Origin of the sequence: Paenibacillus sp. FSL k6-2145 (assembly GCF_037976585.1) — a bacterium.
GTDB lineage: Bacteria > Bacillota > Bacilli > Paenibacillales > Paenibacillaceae > Paenibacillus.
On sequence record NZ_CP150267.1, the window covers coordinates 3,269,130 to 3,287,653 of the forward strand.

14 protein-coding genes are annotated in these 18,524 nt (G+C 47.3%); all 14 read left to right on the forward strand.

Annotated features, from left to right (window positions below):
• Window positions 1–36: 36 nt before the first annotated feature.
• The 14 genes from NZ043_RS14440 (at window position 37) to NZ043_RS14505 (ending at window position 18,448) form a co-directional block, all read left to right on the forward strand.
• Window positions 37–918, forward strand: coding sequence for a carbohydrate ABC transporter permease (locus tag NZ043_RS14440; RefSeq protein ID WP_076332971.1), 882 nt, complete (start codon window positions 37–39; stop codon window positions 916–918).
• Between the two features lie 80 nt (window positions 919–998).
• Window positions 999–2,531 (forward strand): extracellular solute-binding protein, encoded by a 1,533-nt coding sequence (locus NZ043_RS14445; RefSeq protein ID WP_076332970.1) that lies wholly within the window; start codon window positions 999–1,001, stop codon window positions 2,529–2,531.
• A gap of 10 nt (window positions 2,532–2,541) precedes the next feature.
• A complete protein-coding gene (locus tag NZ043_RS14450) occupies window positions 2,542–4,632 on the forward strand; it encodes an alpha-amylase family protein (protein ID WP_133386568.1) in 2,091 nt (696 codons plus the stop codon).
• Between the two features lie 54 nt (window positions 4,633–4,686).
• Window positions 4,687–7,020 carry a helix-turn-helix domain-containing protein gene (locus NZ043_RS14455; RefSeq protein WP_339312363.1) on the forward strand — a complete coding sequence of 778 codons (2,334 nt, stop codon included), beginning with the start codon at window positions 4,687–4,689 and terminating at the stop codon, window positions 7,018–7,020.
• Between the two features lie 113 nt (window positions 7,021–7,133).
• Window positions 7,134–8,027, forward strand: coding sequence for an NAD(P)-dependent oxidoreductase (locus NZ043_RS14460; RefSeq protein WP_091034406.1), 894 nt, complete (start codon window positions 7,134–7,136; stop codon window positions 8,025–8,027).
• 278 nt (window positions 8,028–8,305) lie between these two features.
• Window positions 8,306–9,037, forward strand: a complete 732-nt coding sequence (locus NZ043_RS14465) for a nuclease-related domain-containing protein (protein WP_133386570.1) — start codon at window positions 8,306–8,308, stop codon at window positions 9,035–9,037.
• A 265-nt stretch (window positions 9,038–9,302) separates the two neighbouring features.
• Window positions 9,303–10,193, forward strand: coding sequence for a hypothetical protein (locus NZ043_RS14470; RefSeq protein WP_133386571.1), 891 nt, complete (start codon window positions 9,303–9,305; stop codon window positions 10,191–10,193).
• 227 nt (window positions 10,194–10,420) lie between these two features.
• Complete coding sequence (locus tag NZ043_RS14475) at window positions 10,421–12,196, forward strand: sensor histidine kinase (protein ID WP_339312367.1); 1,776 nt, start codon at window positions 10,421–10,423, stop codon at window positions 12,194–12,196.
• Window positions 12,193–13,257: a response regulator gene (locus NZ043_RS14480; RefSeq protein ID WP_076332964.1), complete on the forward strand. Its 1,065-nt coding sequence runs from the start codon at window positions 12,193–12,195 to the stop codon at window positions 13,255–13,257. Before NZ043_RS14475 ends, NZ043_RS14480 begins: the two co-directional genes overlap by 4 nt.
• 271 nt (window positions 13,258–13,528) lie before the next feature.
• Window positions 13,529–14,446: an ABC transporter permease subunit gene (locus NZ043_RS14485; RefSeq protein WP_047844113.1), complete on the forward strand. Its 918-nt coding sequence runs from the start codon at window positions 13,529–13,531 to the stop codon at window positions 14,444–14,446.
• Between the two features lie 14 nt (window positions 14,447–14,460).
• Entirely contained in the window at window positions 14,461–15,330 is an 870-nt protein-coding gene (locus NZ043_RS14490) for a carbohydrate ABC transporter permease (RefSeq protein WP_036606256.1), read from the forward strand.
• 43 nt (window positions 15,331–15,373) lie between these two features.
• Window positions 15,374–17,029: an extracellular solute-binding protein gene (locus NZ043_RS14495; protein WP_133386572.1), complete on the forward strand. Its 1,656-nt coding sequence runs from the start codon at window positions 15,374–15,376 to the stop codon at window positions 17,027–17,029.
• 343 nt (window positions 17,030–17,372) lie between these two features.
• Window positions 17,373–17,819 carry a tellurite resistance TerB family protein gene (locus NZ043_RS14500; RefSeq protein WP_036606259.1) on the forward strand — a complete coding sequence of 149 codons (447 nt, stop codon included), beginning with the start codon at window positions 17,373–17,375 and terminating at the stop codon, window positions 17,817–17,819.
• 35 nt (window positions 17,820–17,854) lie between these two features.
• On the forward strand, window positions 17,855–18,448 hold the full coding sequence (locus tag NZ043_RS14505) for a TerD family protein (protein WP_062837433.1): 594 nt from the start codon (window positions 17,855–17,857) through the stop codon (window positions 18,446–18,448).
• Window positions 18,449–18,524 lie beyond the last annotated feature (76 nt).

The window sequence follows — 18,524 nt, forward strand, 5'->3', positions numbered from 1 at the left end:
GAGGGTCGTTGTTCTTTTTGGACAGGAGGATAAGAAATGAGCTTTGTTGTGCAGAAAAAAGGTCTGACACTCTTTGACTGGATCAATTACAGCCTGGTTGCCTTGATCTCGCTAGCCTGCATTTTCCCGTTTCTGTACGTGTTCAGCGTATCGTTTACCGATCCGAAAGTGTATGTGCCGCTGAAGTTTTATCTTTTTCCGGAAAAATGGTCGCTGGAGTCGTATCGTTACATTTTATCAACGAATAGCTTCCTGAACGCTTTCAAAAGCACATTGTTTATTACGGTGGTTGGCACCATACTGAATATTATCGTATCCTTCACGATGGCCTATGGTTTAACGAAGAAGTCGTTACCCGGTCATAAGTGGATCATGGGGCTGGTCATTTTCACCTTGGTGTTCAGTGCCGGCATTATTCCCAACTACTTGCTTGTTAAGGAATTGGGGCTGTTGAACTCATATTGGTCCATGATTCTGCCTGGACTGACGAATGCATGGAGCCTCATTGTGATTAAAAGCTTTCTCGAATCGCTGCCCTCCGAATTGGAGGATGCGGCACAGATTGACGGATGCAGTGACCTGACGGCCTTCATCCGCATCATAATTCCGTTATCGATGCCAGCCATCGCGACGTTTACGCTGTTCTTCGCAGTGGGACACTGGAACGCTTATTTCAATGCACTCATCTATCTATCCGATTCTAGCAAATGGACGCTTCAGTTACTCATCAAAACTCTTGTAATCGATTCGAATTCGGTCGCCGTGGCTCAGGCGGGAGCCAGTGACGAAAGTGTTGTGCCGCAGGAGACGATTCGAATGGCTTCCATTGTACTGGCGATGGTACCGATCCTGATCGTATATCCATTTTTGCAGAAGCACTTTGCCAAAGGGGTCATGATTGGTTCGGTCAAAGGGTGACGGTTACAAAGTGAATAAACAAAATGTTTATCAATAAATATGCAAACGCTTACTAAAAGGTTTTAGGGGAGGAAATAACAATGCAAAAGCTCAATAAACGATGGACGACTTGGCTCTGCATTCTTTTGACCGTTTCCATGCTTGCCGGGTGCAGTGGATCGGGAGAAGCCACTAATCCAGGTATAGGGGAATCTGGGGGAGATGAGACGCTGAATATCAAGATGTTTGCAGGCTTATACAATGAGATTCCTGATATGGACAATGAATACTGGACAGAATGGGAGAAACGAACGAATGCCAAGTTGGATATCGAATGGGTACCCTCTGGAGATCTGGATACGAAGCTGGATCTGCTGCTCGCGTCGGGTGACCTGCCCGAAGTGGTAGCCTACCAGAATCAGATTCGTCCAACTCTGATTACTGCCATTCAAAATGGTGCGTTCTGGGATTTGACGCCGTTCCTTGGAGATCTCAGCGAATATCCGAATCTGAAGGAGAATCTTGCACCCGATGCCCTGAAGTATCTGACAGTCGATGGAGGAATCTATGCGGTGCCGCGTTCCCGCTCTCGTATTGATGGAGGGCTGAAGATTCGGGAGGACTGGCTGAAGAAGCTGAACCTGCCGATTCCCAAGACATTCGAAGAGTATAGGGAAGTCTTGAAAAAGATTGTAGATAGTGACATGGATGGCAACGGGAATAAGGATACCGTCGGCTTATTGTTCATCAACAATCCACCAGCAATGTTCCAGGCGGGATTCGGAGCTTATAATCCCACCTACGATAATGACGGCGGGTTGATGAGCCCCGGCTTAACATCTCAGTATATCGAGATGATTGAGTGGTTCCGTGAATTGTATGCGGATGGATTGTTATCGAAAGAGTATGCCGTCATGAAAGAAAGCCAGGCTGAGGAACTCTTCAAGACCAATCGGGCCGCTTCCTATGGACGTCCAATCTGGTGGGATCACGAATGGGAGCAGGCCATGAAGAAATCCGGCCAACCGGATGCGAAGATTCTGAATCTGTCCCTGACAGGTCCTCATGGAGATGCGGCAGTCGGGCTGGAAACCGGCGTAGCTGGTGGATTTTATATTTCGAAAAAGGTGCCGGAAGAAAAGGTGAAGCAGCTTCTGAAGTATTTTGACATGACGGCTTCTCAGGAGATGACAGATTTCTCTTACTATGGAATTGAAGGTGTTCATTATACGGAACAGGACGGTCAGAAGGTTCTGACGGAACAGGGAGTTAAGGAAGTGAATACGACCAGCAAAGGGGCGGGAGTGCTCGCTTACGCCAAATGGGGCAAGGTGATCAGTGCTTCTGGTGACAAGGCTTATAATGATGCCAAAATCAAGGAAGTCGAGAACTTTGATGAGATAGGCAAGATTGATTTCTATCGAGTCATCACTTCAGAAGCATGGAGAGAAACGTGGCCTAAATACGCAGACGAATACAGTTCCATGCTAACCCGGACGATTGTCGGTCAAACCAGTGTGGAACAACTCAGAGCCTATGTAGACAAATTGAATAATCAGCCTGACATCAAGCAGGCGTACCAGGAAATGGCCAAAGCGTACGATCAATTCAATCAACCTACAATAACGGAATAGAGGAGAAGCGATGAAGAGCCCAATAACCGAGCAGGAACATCGTCCATGGTGGCAGCAGCCGCTAAGCATCATCCAGCCCAATATGCAGGTCAAGGATACGGCAAAGATTAATCCCGAAAAGCTTGCGGATCAGATCATGGAGATGGGCGCCAATGCGATGGTGTTCAATACCGGTGGGATCTATGCCTGGTATTCATCCCAAGTGAATTTTCATGTGCATAATGGCTATTTGTCCCGAGACAGTGATCTGCTGCGGGAGTTGATCGACAGTTGTCATCAGCGGGGAATTCGATTTATCGCCCGCTTTGATTTCAGCAAGGCAGAGGACTCCGTCTATCTGCAGCGGCCCCAATGGTTTACACGTAAGGAAGGAGGGCAACCGGATATTATTGGGGCTACACGCCCGGGTCATTGGCCGCTTCTCATGTCGACCTGCATTAACGGGGGTTATCGGAACGAGGAATTGGCTGTTCCAGTCATTCGGGAGGCGCTGGAACGTTATGAGATCGACGGTGTTTTCTTTAACGCCCCCGGATATGTCTTCTGCCAATGCTCCAAATGTCAGGAGAAATATAGAGGTCTATATGGTGCGGATCTGCCTGGAACGTCTGCCGAGCTCGAACCCGATTTTGCTGCACGTTGCTTCGATGATAATCTGGGACGGATGTATCAGGAGATTAAGACTGTCCGACCTGAAGTACCAATGATTCTGTACTATAATCTGCACCGGGATCATCTGGAGAAGAGGGTTTCCATTACGGATATGCTCTGCACGGAGCCACAGGATGTCCTGTCACTGGGACATACACGTATACCGGAATTTTGGCAGCCGGCGCTTAGTATCAAAGTGGGGCGCTCCGTTCCTGGACGTCCAGATCCCTTCGGCATCATTCATTCCTGTCCGGGGATGGACTGGCGCCACACGGGGCTTCCACCAGCCGAGTACCGGTTCTGGCTCTCGCAGATCCCGGCCAATGGAGGCCAACTCTGGCACTCCCTGACCGGAATTCCGGATACAATTACGGATAAGCGAATCTTGCGTACGGTGAGGGAAGTCAACACGGATGCGGCAAAACTTGCTTCATATATGGACGGTGCACAGCCGGTATGTCAGGTAGCATTACTGTGGAATGCAGACCGTTCTGCAGAAGGTCTGGCTGAAGCGCTGATTCATAAGCAAATTCCGTTTGATGTGATTCTGCCGGAACAGTTGGCAAGCGTGGATCTGCATCGGTACCAGGTCATTCTTTTGCCTGAAGGATGCACGTATCCGCCTGATTTTGCAAAAACGTTACATGAATATGTGAGTCAAGGAGGCAGTGTGTTTGCAGAAGGGCAGTTGCCCGTGGAAGAAAAGCAGAGCAAGTCCCTTATGGCTGATCTGTTCGGTATTACCGGGGAAATGCAAGAGAGTGAGTATTTATTCGCTTCTTATTTGCGCTTCGAATCTTCGGCACTTGTAGGCATAGACACACCTAAGGACACGAACCCATTGCAGCGTGAATTGGAAGAGACCGAACTTATCCCCCATCGCGGCAAGGTAATGTACTGCCAACCGATCGATACAGACGTACAGGTATTGGCAACATTGGTGCCTCCATTTTCTCCTTTGGAAAGTGTCGGCGCACCTCCTGAACGTGCTTCACTGGCTGTGAAGCAGACGGATCTGCCGCTGGCACTGCTTCGTACACTTGGAGGGGGGAAGGCGTGTTATTTACCTTTTTCGCTTAGCAGTCTAATCCAGGAATTTAAGCTGGAGGAACATTTCAGACTCTTTGCTAACGCCGTAGACCTTCTGCTGGATGGAAAGGCAACGGTATCTGTGACAGCAATTCCGGGACTACAATTAACGGTTTTTCGCAAAGACGACGAGCTGCTTATTCATCTGGTCAACGGAGCAGGACGCAGACCATTGTCTTCCGTCCTTCCGCTCCACGATATTGAGATTACGGTGGGCTCTGGTGAGGGGAGTCCTGCAGGAGAAGCGGAAGCCTTAATTACCGAAAATCTTCTGAAAACGCAATGGGTTGAAGGTGAATTGAAAATAAACGTTCCCCGACTTGATGTTTGGGAGTGTATCCGCATACCGCTCTTGATATAATGAACCCTAATAGTTGAGGGTAATGAGCATAAGGCAGCACACGGGGGTGAATCCATGAGACGTATCATGCATACCGTCCAATCCATATTGGATCGCTGGTTCGCAACGAATGGGTATTTGAAAAGGCTGATCTGGCTGGGCTGCATGTCGGTGGTCATTCCGGTGGTGCTTGCCGGAAGTGCTTATTATCATTTTTCTATGATCAAGTTGACCGGTCAGTTTCAGGATAACAACATGGCCTCTCTTAATTTGCTCAAAGACCGGGTCGAGAACATTCTGTCCAATATTGAGCATGAATCGATGCAGCTCGCCAGTGGTCCCTTGATGCGTAATGCACTGGGGAATGCCAATTATGAGAGCGATTACTTTCTGCATCTGGATCTGCTGGAGTTGTTTCAACTTCACAAAAACACCAATAATCTTATTGAAGAAATGATCTATTTTGACGGCAAAACGGATATGGTTTTATCCCATTATTATGGATTGGTCCCGTTGGTAGATTACCGAGAGAAGCAGGATATGAAGGTCGCGCTTGAAGGAAGCCAAGGGGCAGGATGGATGTATCTGCCAGGGTCCGGAGAGGCGGGTTATATCTCCTATGTCAGACAACTGCCGATCATGGGTCAGGGGCCACCCAGTGGGGTGATCATTCTGCAGATGAAAGAACAGGCATTGCGAAGTCTGCTACGAAGTTATTCCGTTAGTCTGGAAGATCAGTCCCTGGCGATCTTGAATTCAGATCAACGAATTATTTTGCATACAGACGGACCCCAGGCGATTGGTACAGCGGCGTCTGATGATGCCATATTACAGCAGATTGCGTATCTGGAGGGGAGGGAAAGGTCAGGGCATGACGTACTGAAGGGAGAGCAGGGTAACGAACTTGTGGCTTATGTGGGGGCATCAATGGGAAGAACCTATGTGTCCCAGTTGCCGGAGCGGGAGATGATTGCCCAGTTGAACTGGATTCGCGTATTAATCCTGATCTGTGTGTCGATCTTTGTGTTCGTTGGATTACTGCTTACCTGGTTCAGCTCACGGCTGGCCTATAATCCAATTCAACAGTTGCTGCGTTACGGAGAACATCTGCGCAGAAATGGGCAGGAGTCAACTCCCCAAGGGAACGAAATTGAATATATCAGGTCTTCACTTAGTTATCTCAACGACCAGACGGAGAAGCTTAATCGTTATATTGAGGGCATACAACCTGATTTGCGTGATCGTTTCTTTCAGAAGCTCTTGCAATTCAGCGGTTCATGGAGAGGCACTCCGTTTGCTGAGGAATGCGCCAGACATGATGTTTCAACCGAAGGACAGTACATTGTGCTGGTGGTGAAAGTAGAGAATCTGGTGAAGAAGAAACGTTTTTTACCAAGTGAAGGTCCTGTCATTGTTTTCGCTTTGAAAAATGTAATGGAGGAACTGCTCAGTCAGAATGATGATCTTAAAGGATACGTGGTGGATAAAAATGATAGTGACTCGGTAGCGATATTACACTTTGATGCAGAGATGTCTTCTGTTGATATAAGGCAGAGGGTATGTCGCTATGCAGAGGATATTCATGATGCTCTGAATCAGTACCTCTCCTTCTCTGCTACGGTTGGTGTGGGCCGTTCAGTTCAACTTGAAACTGTAGCAGAGTCGTTCAGGGAAGCACAGCTTGCGCTGCAATACCGATTGTTTGACGATGCGGAGAATGTCCTGTTTTACGAAAATATTGTAGCGATCGAGCGAAATCCGGTGTTTATGTATCCACGAGAGATGGAGACGGAGATGATGGAGTCATTATGGAATGGCACCCTTTCCGAAGCTGAAGATGTACTTCACAGGTTTTCCAAAAGGGTCCGTGGTTCCGAATCGTATACAATCATGATCCAGGGCTACCACATGCTGTTGTCGGCCATTATTCAATCTATGGAAACCAAAGGGCCAGGCATGCTTGAACGTCTTGGTGGCAACTTGTTCGATCAGTTGCAGGAAAATCAGACGTCACGAGAGATGCATGATTGGTTTATTGGTGTGTTGTTTCCGCTATGCATAGAGATCAGTCAAGACCTCCGTACACATTCATCCCGTCATATTGTGCAGCGTGTATGCGAGCACCTTAACTTTCAACCTGAAGGTGTCCAATCCCTCTCGGATTGTGCGGAACTCGTGAACGTCAGCCCCTCCTATCTGAGCAGGCTTTTCAAGAAGGAGATGGGAGTATCCTTTATCGAATATCTGATGAATATGAAAGTGCAAAAAGCAAAGCAACTGCTAAAGGACACCGATTGTACCATTACAGAAATTGCTGAAAAGGTAGGCTATTCTGAACGTAATTTGAACCGTGCGTTTCAACGTTTCGTTCATATGTCCCCGAACCAATACCGCATGTCGGTTCGCTAGATTTGGAGACAAAAGATAGACGGCGGGGTACGAAAGCTTTAACATACAGATATAGCTATCGATCTCAGAACAAGCACCCCACAAAACTTAGAGAAATAGGGAGGAAACCTGCGATGACAATAACGACTAAGGTACCTGGAGAGACTAAGGTTGGCTTTATTGGTACAGGCGTGATGGGTAAAAGCATGGCTGGGCACATCCAGAGAGCAGGGTATCCGCTGCATGTGTACACGCGAACTGCTGCCAAAGCGGAAGCGTTGGTTAAAGAGGGTGCCGTATGGCATGACACACCAGGCAAACTGGCTGCCGCGTGTGATGTCATCATCACGATGGTGGGGTATCCGAAGGATGTGGAGGAGATTTATCTCGGTGAGGATGGGCTTGTAGCCAATGCGAAACCGGGTTCATATCTGATTGATATGACAACATCCAGTCCGTTACTGGCTGCACGAATCTTTGAAGCTGCGGAAGCCAAAGGACTGCATGCACTGGACGCACCTGTGTCGGGCGGTGATATCGGAGCGCAGAACGCGAAGCTGTCCATTATGGTTGGTGGTAGTTCGGAGGCCTTTGAAGCCGTGCGTCCGCTGTTTGAGCAGATGGGCAGCAACATTGTGCTGCAAGGCAAGGCGGGAGCCGGACAGCATACCAAAATGTGCAACCAAATTGCCATTGCCTCTGGCATGATGGGCGTATGCGAAGCACTAGCCTATGCCAAGACGTCTGGTCTGGACGCGGAGACCGTGCTGAAGAGCATTGCTACCGGTGCAGCCGGAAGCTGGTCACTCAGCAATCTCGGTCCGCGCATGATCGCAGGCGATTATGAGCCTGGATTCTATGTGAAACATTTTATCAAAGACATGGGAATTGCACTGGAGTCTGCAAAAGCGATGGGCATGAAAACACCTGGGTTGGCTCTGGCCGAATCTCTGTATCAGGAAATAGCGAATAATGGTCTGGAAGAGAAGGGTACACAGGTGCTCTACACCTATTATCTTCAGGCTTAACATCCAAGAGAACAGCAGCGTATTCTTTTTCTATTCAGGAAAGGGTTGCGCTGCTTTTTTTCAATTTTGCGGTTTGTTTATGCGTCTAAAGTCACGGAATTGGTTAAATGTTCATATGTACTTTGCGTTTTAGAGAGATTTTGATCGTTTTCCCTTTATTTTTACCCCGCTTTATCCGACATAAGTAATAGAAGTTTACATAATGAATATGTCAAAGGATGTTATTCCTCCTGTAATGGTCACCCGTAACCCACACTATAATAGAACGGAGCTTGCCCATGTTCAAGAAAATCCTGTCTCTGTTCAAGACACAACCAGAGCTTGCGAACCAGATTACAGCCTCCGCTTCAGCGTTACCATCAACGACAGCCATTCCCCCGCGTATGGTCCGTAGTAAGCGCAAGAAAAAAGCGGAAGGGGATTGGACACGCCAGCCGGAGGAGCCTAGTACAGCAGATCAGCTGATTGGTCTTCCAAGTCAATATAAAGTGCTGAACGACCTGCTCGTTACCAATCCAAAGTCACGCTCCGGTTATTCGCAGATTGATCATGTTGTGATCGGCCCTCGGGCAATCTTTGTGATCGAAACCCGAAATCTGACGACAGGTGAGATTCGCGGCGGAAGAAGAGAGGCCAATTGGTCAGTCAGCAGCAGCCGGGTCAAAATGTACAATCCGCTCATGCAGCATCGTGCCCATGTTGAAGCCATTCATGCACACCTCGGAGACTACAAAAGAGTACGTCTCGTCTCCATGGTGACCTTCACCAACCGTTGCCGCATCAGTGTTGATCCTGCTGTGAGGTATGTGAATTCGGATGAACTGATCATCTACGATCATGAATTGGTGGAGACGATTCAGCGCAAGACGGAACGACTTGAGACAGAGGTTCCCGAAACCGTATTTCAAGAGAAGGATATCCAGGCGATCTACGCTCTGTTATCATCGGTCAATTCCACGGATCCTGAGATTCGGTCAGAGCATATGGAGAAGGCTAAAGGTATCAAATAATTACGTTTCATGAACGCTGTTGTCCATACGGGCGGCAGTGTTTTTGTGTTGCGGTGGTAGTTAATGCGCGCCTAGTAAAAGGCTTTAGACACAGGTATATCGTCGTATACAACCGATTTTTAACTTATGATAGAATGTAGACCATGTCCAATTGTGTGAATCAAGCATGTTATATGAAAGGATATTTTTGTAAGTAAGTGTTCAAGTCTTGGAGCAGAGGTTAATGGTTCTCAGGAATATACATACGATAGGGGAAGATTATACGATGAAATGGAATTATACGATAAAGACGTTCACAGTTATGCTCGGTTTGGCAGCGATTCTGACAGCTTGTGGTGGCGGAGCGAAAGAGACGTCATCGCCGGAGCCTGCTTCCGGTACAGAAGTTGCTTCGTCAGAGACAAGCAGCTCGAATGCTGCCGTAACAGAAACCGCAGCAACCGGTTCGAATGGGAGTGAGGAGACAGGTTCAGCCGCAAAAGAATCTTCTTCAGCTGACGACGGCAAGATTGGAAAGGACTCCACACTGGAAGAGTTGAAGCAGCAGTATGCGGATAAACTTGGTTATATCCGTATCCCTCTGAATGATTATCCGGTGCGTCGGGTCAGTGAGGAAGGTTCCAAAAATATTAATGTAGCCAATTATAGCGATGCCGTTGTGGACATGAATGCAGGGGTGCCGATTCATTCCGATTCGCAGCGGTTAATTGATGATGCTTTTCCTTTTTTTACAACCGTACAAGCACCTGATGAATCTTATGTAACTTGGGAAGAAGCAACCAATCTGGAGCGTGCCATGGTGAAAACACTGTTTATCGCCCGTGAAGGTCTGCTGATCACCGAAGATGCGATGAAAAATAAGGATTATAACAGTACATCGTTCCAGGATTCCAAGGATTTCTTCAGGGTCACAGCGAAATTTGAATCCATGGCACCTGTTGCACAACATCCGCGTGACATCACGTTGAGTACGCTATACGACAAGGCCCGCACGTCGTGGGGCAAGCTTGCTGCGATGGACCCGGAGCAGGATGAAGCGGCGTTTGCCGAGATGTATAAGACGACGAGAACCGATGCCAATAATGCGATGGGGTTGCTTAATGTTCTTTTGTCTACGAATGAGGAAGAACGGATCAAAGAGATTTACGGGGAATAAAAATGCCGTGATCCAGAGTTAATCTGGATCATCCCGGTAACATGTCTGGATCACATGCCTTCAAACTCTGACTACCGATTGAAGCGGGGTCAGGGTTTTTCTGGTTTTTTCCAATAGGTGTATGATATGTTTTTAGGAGTAAGACATGTACGGAATATAGGTGAGGTGTGTGAAATATGTGGTGGATGAACTTTTGTAAACGCTTTAAATTTAAAACGAAGCTAATCTTGTTTTTATCTACCGCAACGGTCTTAATCTCCGGAATCACAGGATTGATCACCTATCGCATTCATATCGACCTGTTCAATGAAGAGGTCAGTCGCCAGTATAGTCTTACCGCAGAGCAGATTCTTGCACGTCTGGATTCCAGGGTACACGACATGTATAAAGTCACCGATTATATCACACTGAATCCCTCCGTAAAAAATGCCATCAAAGCACAGACCTCCGGCATCTCGTCCTATGATCAGATGAAGCTGGAAGATGAACTGGATGATCAGTTGTATCAGGTAAGGCTGGATGCACCGGAGATCATGGGGCTCCGCATATATGACCTGAAGGAAAACATATTTAATCTCGGCGCCTTTGCTGGCTCATTTCAACAGATGGATCCTTCCTATCTGGCAGAGATGGTTCATAGACTGGAAGGAACGGGCGGCGAATATGGTTGGAATCGTTTGGGGCCGGATGCTTTCTTGCAGGAGGAACAATCCAATTGGATTTTGGCGGGACGATTAATGCGGTCTGTTGATCTGGAGACCTATGGCGTAATGTTAATTCTGTTTAACACCTCGTTGTTCGAATCGTATCTCAAAGATCTGCGACTGAACGAGGAAGTTGCTGTCTACTTGTTTGACGCAGATGGTGAGCTTCTTTATGCCTTTCATAATCAGGATGCGGATCCACCACCACTTACCGAGCTAAGCCTAGGGGCGACTGAGATCAGGGACGAGCAGGGAACAACCCAATTGTATACGAAGCAAACGTCAGACAAAGCGGGTTTCACCCTGGTCAGCAAGGTCTCACTCGCTCAGATTCAGAACAAGGGAAAGATCATTGTAAAAGTTGCTGTGTTTTCTGCGGTAGCCAGCATATTATGCTCCTGGTTCATCATTACCGTAATTAGCGGCAGACTGTTGCGTCCACTTGCGAGTCTAGTCAACGCGATGAAAAGAGTGCGTGATGGACAGTTCGATACACGGGTACGGATCGAGACACGGGATGAGCTCGGTTTCATCGGTGAACGATTCAATGCAATGGCTTCCCGGATTGATACGCTTATACATGAAGTGTACGAGCGGGAGCTCAGTGAAAAAGAAGCTGAACTCAAAGCTATTCAGGCCCAGCTGAATCCCCATTTTCTGTATAACACCTTGAGCATGTTTTTCTGGAAGTTCTATATGCTTGGTGATGAGAAATCGGCTCGCCTGGTCACTGCCTTGTCCGAGATGCTGCAGTATACGCTGGAACCCGTGCAGCAACTGACGACCGTGCAGGATGAGATGAAGCAAATTGATCATTACCTGCAGATTCAGCAGGCCCGGTATCAGGAAGCCTTGTCGATTGAAATTGCCGTTTCTGCTGAATTGCTTCGCTGTCAGGTGATCCGACTGTTGCTTCAGCCCATCGTGGAGAATGTTTTTGTTCATGCCTTCTCGGACAAAAGGAGCAACCGCCATCTGGAGATTCGTGGCTCGCGGCAAAACGGGCATGAAGGAGAGCCGGATCTGCTCATCATTGAAATTTCAGATAACGGCTGCGGCATGCATGCATCGGTCATTGAACGCATTATGACGCCAGTGGCACATGCAGATGAGGAACGTCAGCACATTGGCATGCGGAGTGTACTTCGAAGAATTGAGTTGATACACGGTGAACCCTACGGTGTACATATCGAGTCGACTGTGGGAGAGGGAACGCTAGTACGTCTTCGTTTGCCTTATCAGATCGGTGAGGACTCATGCCGGGAAATTCAGGTGACTGAGAGGAGTAGGTTCTGTTGAATGGACGTATGCTCGTAGTGGATGATGAAGCATTATTTCGTCAGGGTCTGATTCATCTGGTTCGTAATAACCCCCTCGGGTGGGAGGTCGTTGGGGAAGCGGCCGATGGAGAAGAAGCGATACAGGCTGTACACAGCTGCACACCTGATCTGATCATTACGGACATCAACATGCCTGTGATGGATGGTCTAGATATGGCCGAACGCATACACGAGAGTGGACTGGACATTATGATTATCATTTTGACAGGATATCGTGAGTTCGAATATGCACAGCGTGCCATCCGGTATGGGGCAATTGAATTTTTGTTAAAGCCGTTCTCGCTTGATGAAGCATGTCAGGTGTTACAAAAGGCACATGAACGATATCGCCGGAAACAGTCCGACATTCGGATCAGGGAACAATACAGCCAGGTGGACCGTACCGAGAGACTGCGAGAGGAACTGACTTCGTTGCTGCTCCACCATCAATTCGGAGCGATAATGAATCGGATCGAGATGTTGCTAGAAGAAGCGTCCGGGATGAGCTTGTCACAAGGCAAAGCGGAGATTCATATGCTTATGAAGGTCATGATGGACTTACTGGTACAACAGCTTCAGCCTCAGGAATCCGGTGGTATGGACTCAACTGCCCCAGATCCACTGCTCTGGATTCATACCATACCTGAAGTCATCGCTTGGGCCAGATGCAAGAGCGAAGAGTGGGTGGATATGCTGATGCGGCTAACTCAGGAACAGCAGGATCATGTCGTTACACGAGTTATACAGTATATTGAAATGAACTATTCCAGCACATGCACTTTGCAGGCCGTGGCTGCCCATGTTCATGTGACACCCAACTACTTGAGCCATTTGTTCAAAAAAGAGACAGGACAAGGCTTTAGCCAATATGTCAGCAAGCGCCGAATTGATAAGGCGAAACTGCTGCTGCATAGCACTCGGCAGAGTATGGCAGATATCGCGGAACTGACCGGGTTCGATAACTCCAGTTATTTTACAACCGTATTCAAACAGATGACGGGGGTATCGCCCCGCGAATATCGCAAGCAAGTAGCCAAGTGAAGTGCCCGGTAACAATCCTCCTTGAACTGCTGCAGGGTCACAATTAAAGAGAAGCCTCCTCTTAATATCTGTTCGTTTCCAAGGTCAACCCCACCATGTGGGGTTATTTTTGCGTAGAAAATTATAAAAGGATCGTTAAATAACAAATGTTTACGCTTACATTTTTATCTAAAATACAACTATAGTACATCAACAGCAGAGAGGAGTGATGGATGTGAAGGGGGAACTGACCGCAGGTCCGCCGTCTGGATTACAACCGCCGGATAGTGAAATGAAGCATCGGATTCGGCAGCAGCGGCTTCGACGATTCAAGATGAATATACCGTTAATCTTGATGTTTGTTCCGGTGATTATGTTCTACCTTACCTTTCGTTATGCACCCATCGGAGGGCTGGTCATGGCCTTCAAGGACTACAACTTCTATGATGGGCTGTGGAACAGTCCATGGGTGGGCTTTCAGCATTTTCAGACGCTGTTCAGTGATCCGCGCACGGTGGAGATTATTCGTAACACCTTGTTCCTCAGTCTGTTAAGTATCATTATCGGGTTTCCCATTCCGATCATTCTGGCCATTATGCTGAATGAAGTGCGAAACATGGCCTTTAAGCGAACGGTGCAGACGGTGGTCTATATGCCACACTTCTTTTCCTGGGTCATCATTGCGATGATGATCATGACGGTGTTCTCTTTGGAAAATGGGATCGTCAACCGCTGGGTCGAGGCCTGGACGGGAGCACCTTATCCGTTCATGTACAACAAGGGTTCCTGGGTAGCGGTGTTTGTTGGCTCAGGGATCTGGAAGGATATGGGCTTCAATGCCATCATTTTTCTCGCGGCACTAACGACCATTGATCCGAGCCAATACGAGGCTGCGCAGATGGATGGGGCCAGCAAAATGCGCCAGATCTGGCATGTCACCCTTCCGGGTATACGCTCCACCATTATTCTCCTGCTGATTCTGTCGATGGGGCGGGTGATGGAGGTCGGATTCGACCAGGTGTATATGCTTCAGAATTCCAATGTCAATGAGATAGCGGATGTAATCAGTACCTATATCTACCGCACCGGTCTTCAGGGAGCACAGTTCAGCCTGACAACGGCGATGGGATTGTTCGAATCACTGGTTGCATTTATCCTCATTTTCAGTGCAAATTATATCGCGCGGCGATTTAACGAAGGTTTGTGGTAGGGAGGGAGAACAGCATGAGAAAAACCAAAGGAGAAAAAGTCTTTTATCTAATCAATTATGTATTGTTGTCATTGGTTGCCGTCAGCTGTATCCTGCCCTTACTGAACATTGTTGCCTTGTCATTTAGTGATGCGAGAGCGGTTGTTTCAGGTCAAGTGGGGTTATGGCCCGTCGATTTCACATGGTTCTCCTATCACAGCCTAATTACGGGAACGCCGATTCTGAATGCATTCTGGAACAGTGTGGAGATCACATTGATCGGTACAGGGCTCAGCATGGCGGTGACGATTATGGCGGCATATCCGCTGTCACGTAGACATTTTTATCACCGGCGCTTCTTTACGATGGCGATGGTGTTCACGATGATTTTTAACGGTGGACTCATCCCGACTTATTTGGTCGTGCAAAATCTCGGTCTTGTGAACAGTTACGGCGCGCTTTGGCTACCGGGTCTGGTGAGCACGTACAACATGCTGATTATGCGATCTTATTTTGAAAATCTGCCGGGGGAAGTGGACGAGGCTGCGCGCATCGATGGTTGTGGTGAACTGGGGCTTTTGTTCCGAATCGTGTTGCCATTATCCAAACCTTTGCTGGCGACTATTGCTCTCTTTTACGGCGTGGGTTACTGGAATTCGTTCATGAGCGTGATGATTTATATCAATGATACGTCCAAATACAACATGACTGTGCTCGTCCAAAATATGATTATGTCCAATCTGAATGTACAGGATTTTACCGATCCAACGATGATATCGAATCTGACCCCGGAAGGCATCCGGGCAGCAGCTGTCATTGTGATGGTCATACCCATTTTGGCAGTGTATCCGTTCTTGCAGAAGTACTTCGTTAAAGGGGTCATGCTTGGATCAATTAAAGGTTAACCCGCATGGGTTCATATTACAGGAGAGAAAGAGGGTCTTATCTATGGCGTTAACGATGAAGGCATGGATGAAGTCGGGTCTCGTTCTGGGCTTGATCGGTGGTTTGCTGGCGGGATGTACAGGAGGTAACGGTAGCGAACAGGCGGAAGGTGAAGGCAACAGGGGGAACATCACGTCAACGATCTATGATCGGGGCGCGGTCCCAAGCGGCATGGGTACGATCGAAGATAATATGTGGTCCAAGTGGATTAACGAGAATGGCCCGGCTAATGTAAAATATACAGCAGTTCCCCGCTGGGAATCTCAGTCGAAACTTAACGTATTATTCGCTTCTGGCAGCGCACCAGATATCATTTTTGAATTCGGTACGCCCATCCGCAACACACTGTTTAATCAGAAACAGCTGATGCCGCTGGATGAGTTGATCGAGAACTCGAGTGTGGAATACAAAGCCTTGATGGAGAAATATCCCCAGCTCAAGAAGGCTGGCATCAAAAGCGATGGTAAGCTCTATGAAGTGGGACGTATGAACGAGGTGTTTCCACTAACGAGCTTTTTCATACGGGAAGACTGGCTGGAAAAGTTGAATCTGGAGGTACCGACCAATGAGGAAGAGATGTTGGCGGTAGCCAAGGCCTTCACGGAGAATGATCCCGATGGAAACGGAGCTAATGATACATATGGCATCGGTGGATTTCAGTTCGGCGATACAGCGGGTCTGTTCCGCTATATGTACAACGCCAACTGGGTGAATGTGGAGGACGGGGAGATGGTGGTTGGTCCCAACAACATGAAAGAAGCCACGGCATTCAAACGTGCATTATATGAAGCAGGTGTGGTCGATAAGGACTTATTGACCGACAAGGACGGGGCCAAGGCGAAGCAGGATTTCCTGAATGGCAAAATCGGTATGTACGCGGCCATGACTTCGGATTATACCGGGTTTGCAGCGAAGGAACTGGATACACTGATGCAGAATGTTCCTGAGGCCAAATTAAAGGTCATCGCTCTGCCAACCACGTCCGTAGGACAGCACACGATGGTGTGGAATAACCCCGTTCAGATGACTGCAGCTGTGAATGCGCGAGCCAAAAATCCGGAAGCAGTTATGCAATATATCGATTTTCTGACCAAAACAGAGTCAGGGCGAACCTTCAAAAATGGATTTGAAAACACGCATTATACGTTGAACGATCAAGGCTGTCCGCGCATCTCTGATCAGGAGAAATACAAGCAGGAGATCAGCTGGGCAGGCGATTACGCCATGTTGTACAGCCGTCTGGAGGAAGGCAAATGCGGGTACACAGAAATGCTGTTCAGCGAAGAGATCCCGTCGCAGAAGGAAGGACTTCGACTATTCAAGGAAGCGCGTGAGGTATACATGACGGATCTTCCGGTAGGAGAGGGTGTTACCCATTCAGAACATATGCCACAGCTACCCAAGGAGCTTCAGGTGAAGTTGACCAATGTGACAACAGCGATCAACGATATTTTTACCCGTTCCATCATTGGCGGAAGCAAATATACGATCGAACAGGCAGCTACGGAAGCACAGCAGAAGTGGGAGCAAGGCGGTGGCCCGGAGATTGAAGCATGGTACAAAGACTGGTGGGGCAAGGAAAAGGATAATGTACTAGTCTGGGACGACTTCTATGAAATCTATGAACAACAACAGGCTGATTTTGAAAAAGCAGAGTGAATTCAAGGATTCGAATCATTCATAAGATTTATAATTTTGGTGTTGGTAGAAATAAGCGCTCTGATCCCCTGATCAGAGCCTTTTTATGTTTGGGCTTCATATAGGGGAATATTAGACTGAAAAATGAAGTGAATAGAAAGTTCTCGCATCTCGCTTGAAACTATATCCAGAACGATGCGTATCATAAGGTATTAATTGTTTTTTAATGTAGAATATTGCCGTATTTCAGAGTATAGTTAAGGAATAATTTAACTTATATTCAACATGATGTAGACATGAAAGTTACTGAAAAATCTTGAAAATAATGTACGGAACACCAGGTTGAAACTATTGGAGGTTGAGTATGAGTTCATTTAAAAGCTGGTTAAATTCAACAAAACAAGGACTTGAAGAGCAAGTCAAAAAGTTTAAAAATAAAGATTTTATGGATGCCGTGGTTGCAGGGTGTGCACTGGTTGCTTTTGCAGATGGTTCCATTGACGAAGCGGAAAAGAACAAGATGGCCGGTTATATCAACCTGAGTCAGGAATTGAAAGTATTTGATATGGCTGAAGTGATTACACGTTTTAATCATTATGTCGCGAACTTTGAGTTCTCTCCAGAGATCGGGAAGCAGGAAGCGCTGAAAGCCATTGGGAAATTCAAAGCCAAGCCGGATGTAGGACGCGTTATTGTGGGCGTATGCAGTGCGATTGGTTCAGCTGATGGCAACTTTGATGATCAGGAGAAAAGAGTTGTTGCCGAGATATGCATCGTACTTGGACTGAACCCGAGTGAATTCAATCTCTAAGTAGCTATTTTACATATGAAGGGAGGTGAAAATCAGTGGCAAGCATTAATTTGGTCAAAGGACAGAAAATTGATTTAACCAAAGGCAATGCAGGACTTACTGAGGTGATTGCTGGTCTCGGTTGGGACCCGGTAACTGCCAAAGGTTTCTTTGGAAGAAAAAAACAAGCGGATATCGATTGTGATGCATCGGCGATCATGTTGAATGAGGAAGGCAAGTTGGTCAAGGATTCCAACCTGGTTTGCTTCCACAACAAGCAAAGTGCATGTCGTTCGGTTATCCATTCAGGTGACAATCTAACAGGACAGGGAGACGGTGACGACGAACAGATCAAAATGGATCTGTCCCGTATTCCTGCTGATGTTCATAAAGTATTAATCGTTGTTAATATCTACGATTGTGTCAATCGCAAGCAAGATTTTGGCATGATTGAGAAGGCTTATATTCGTATTCTGGATGGTAAAAATTCCAGTGAGCTCGTGAAGTTCAATCTATCCGATAACTACACAGGTTCAACAGCGTTGATCTGTGGTGAATTGTATCGTCATGGAGGCGAATGGAAATTCTCGGCAATTGGAGAGGGTTCCCATGCGGTACATATCAACGAACTCGCTCGCAGGTACTCCTAAGTACAAGATTTAACCTAAATCGACAATAATCCTGATATTCATGTGTCACGATAACTACAATACACTCAAATAAGCG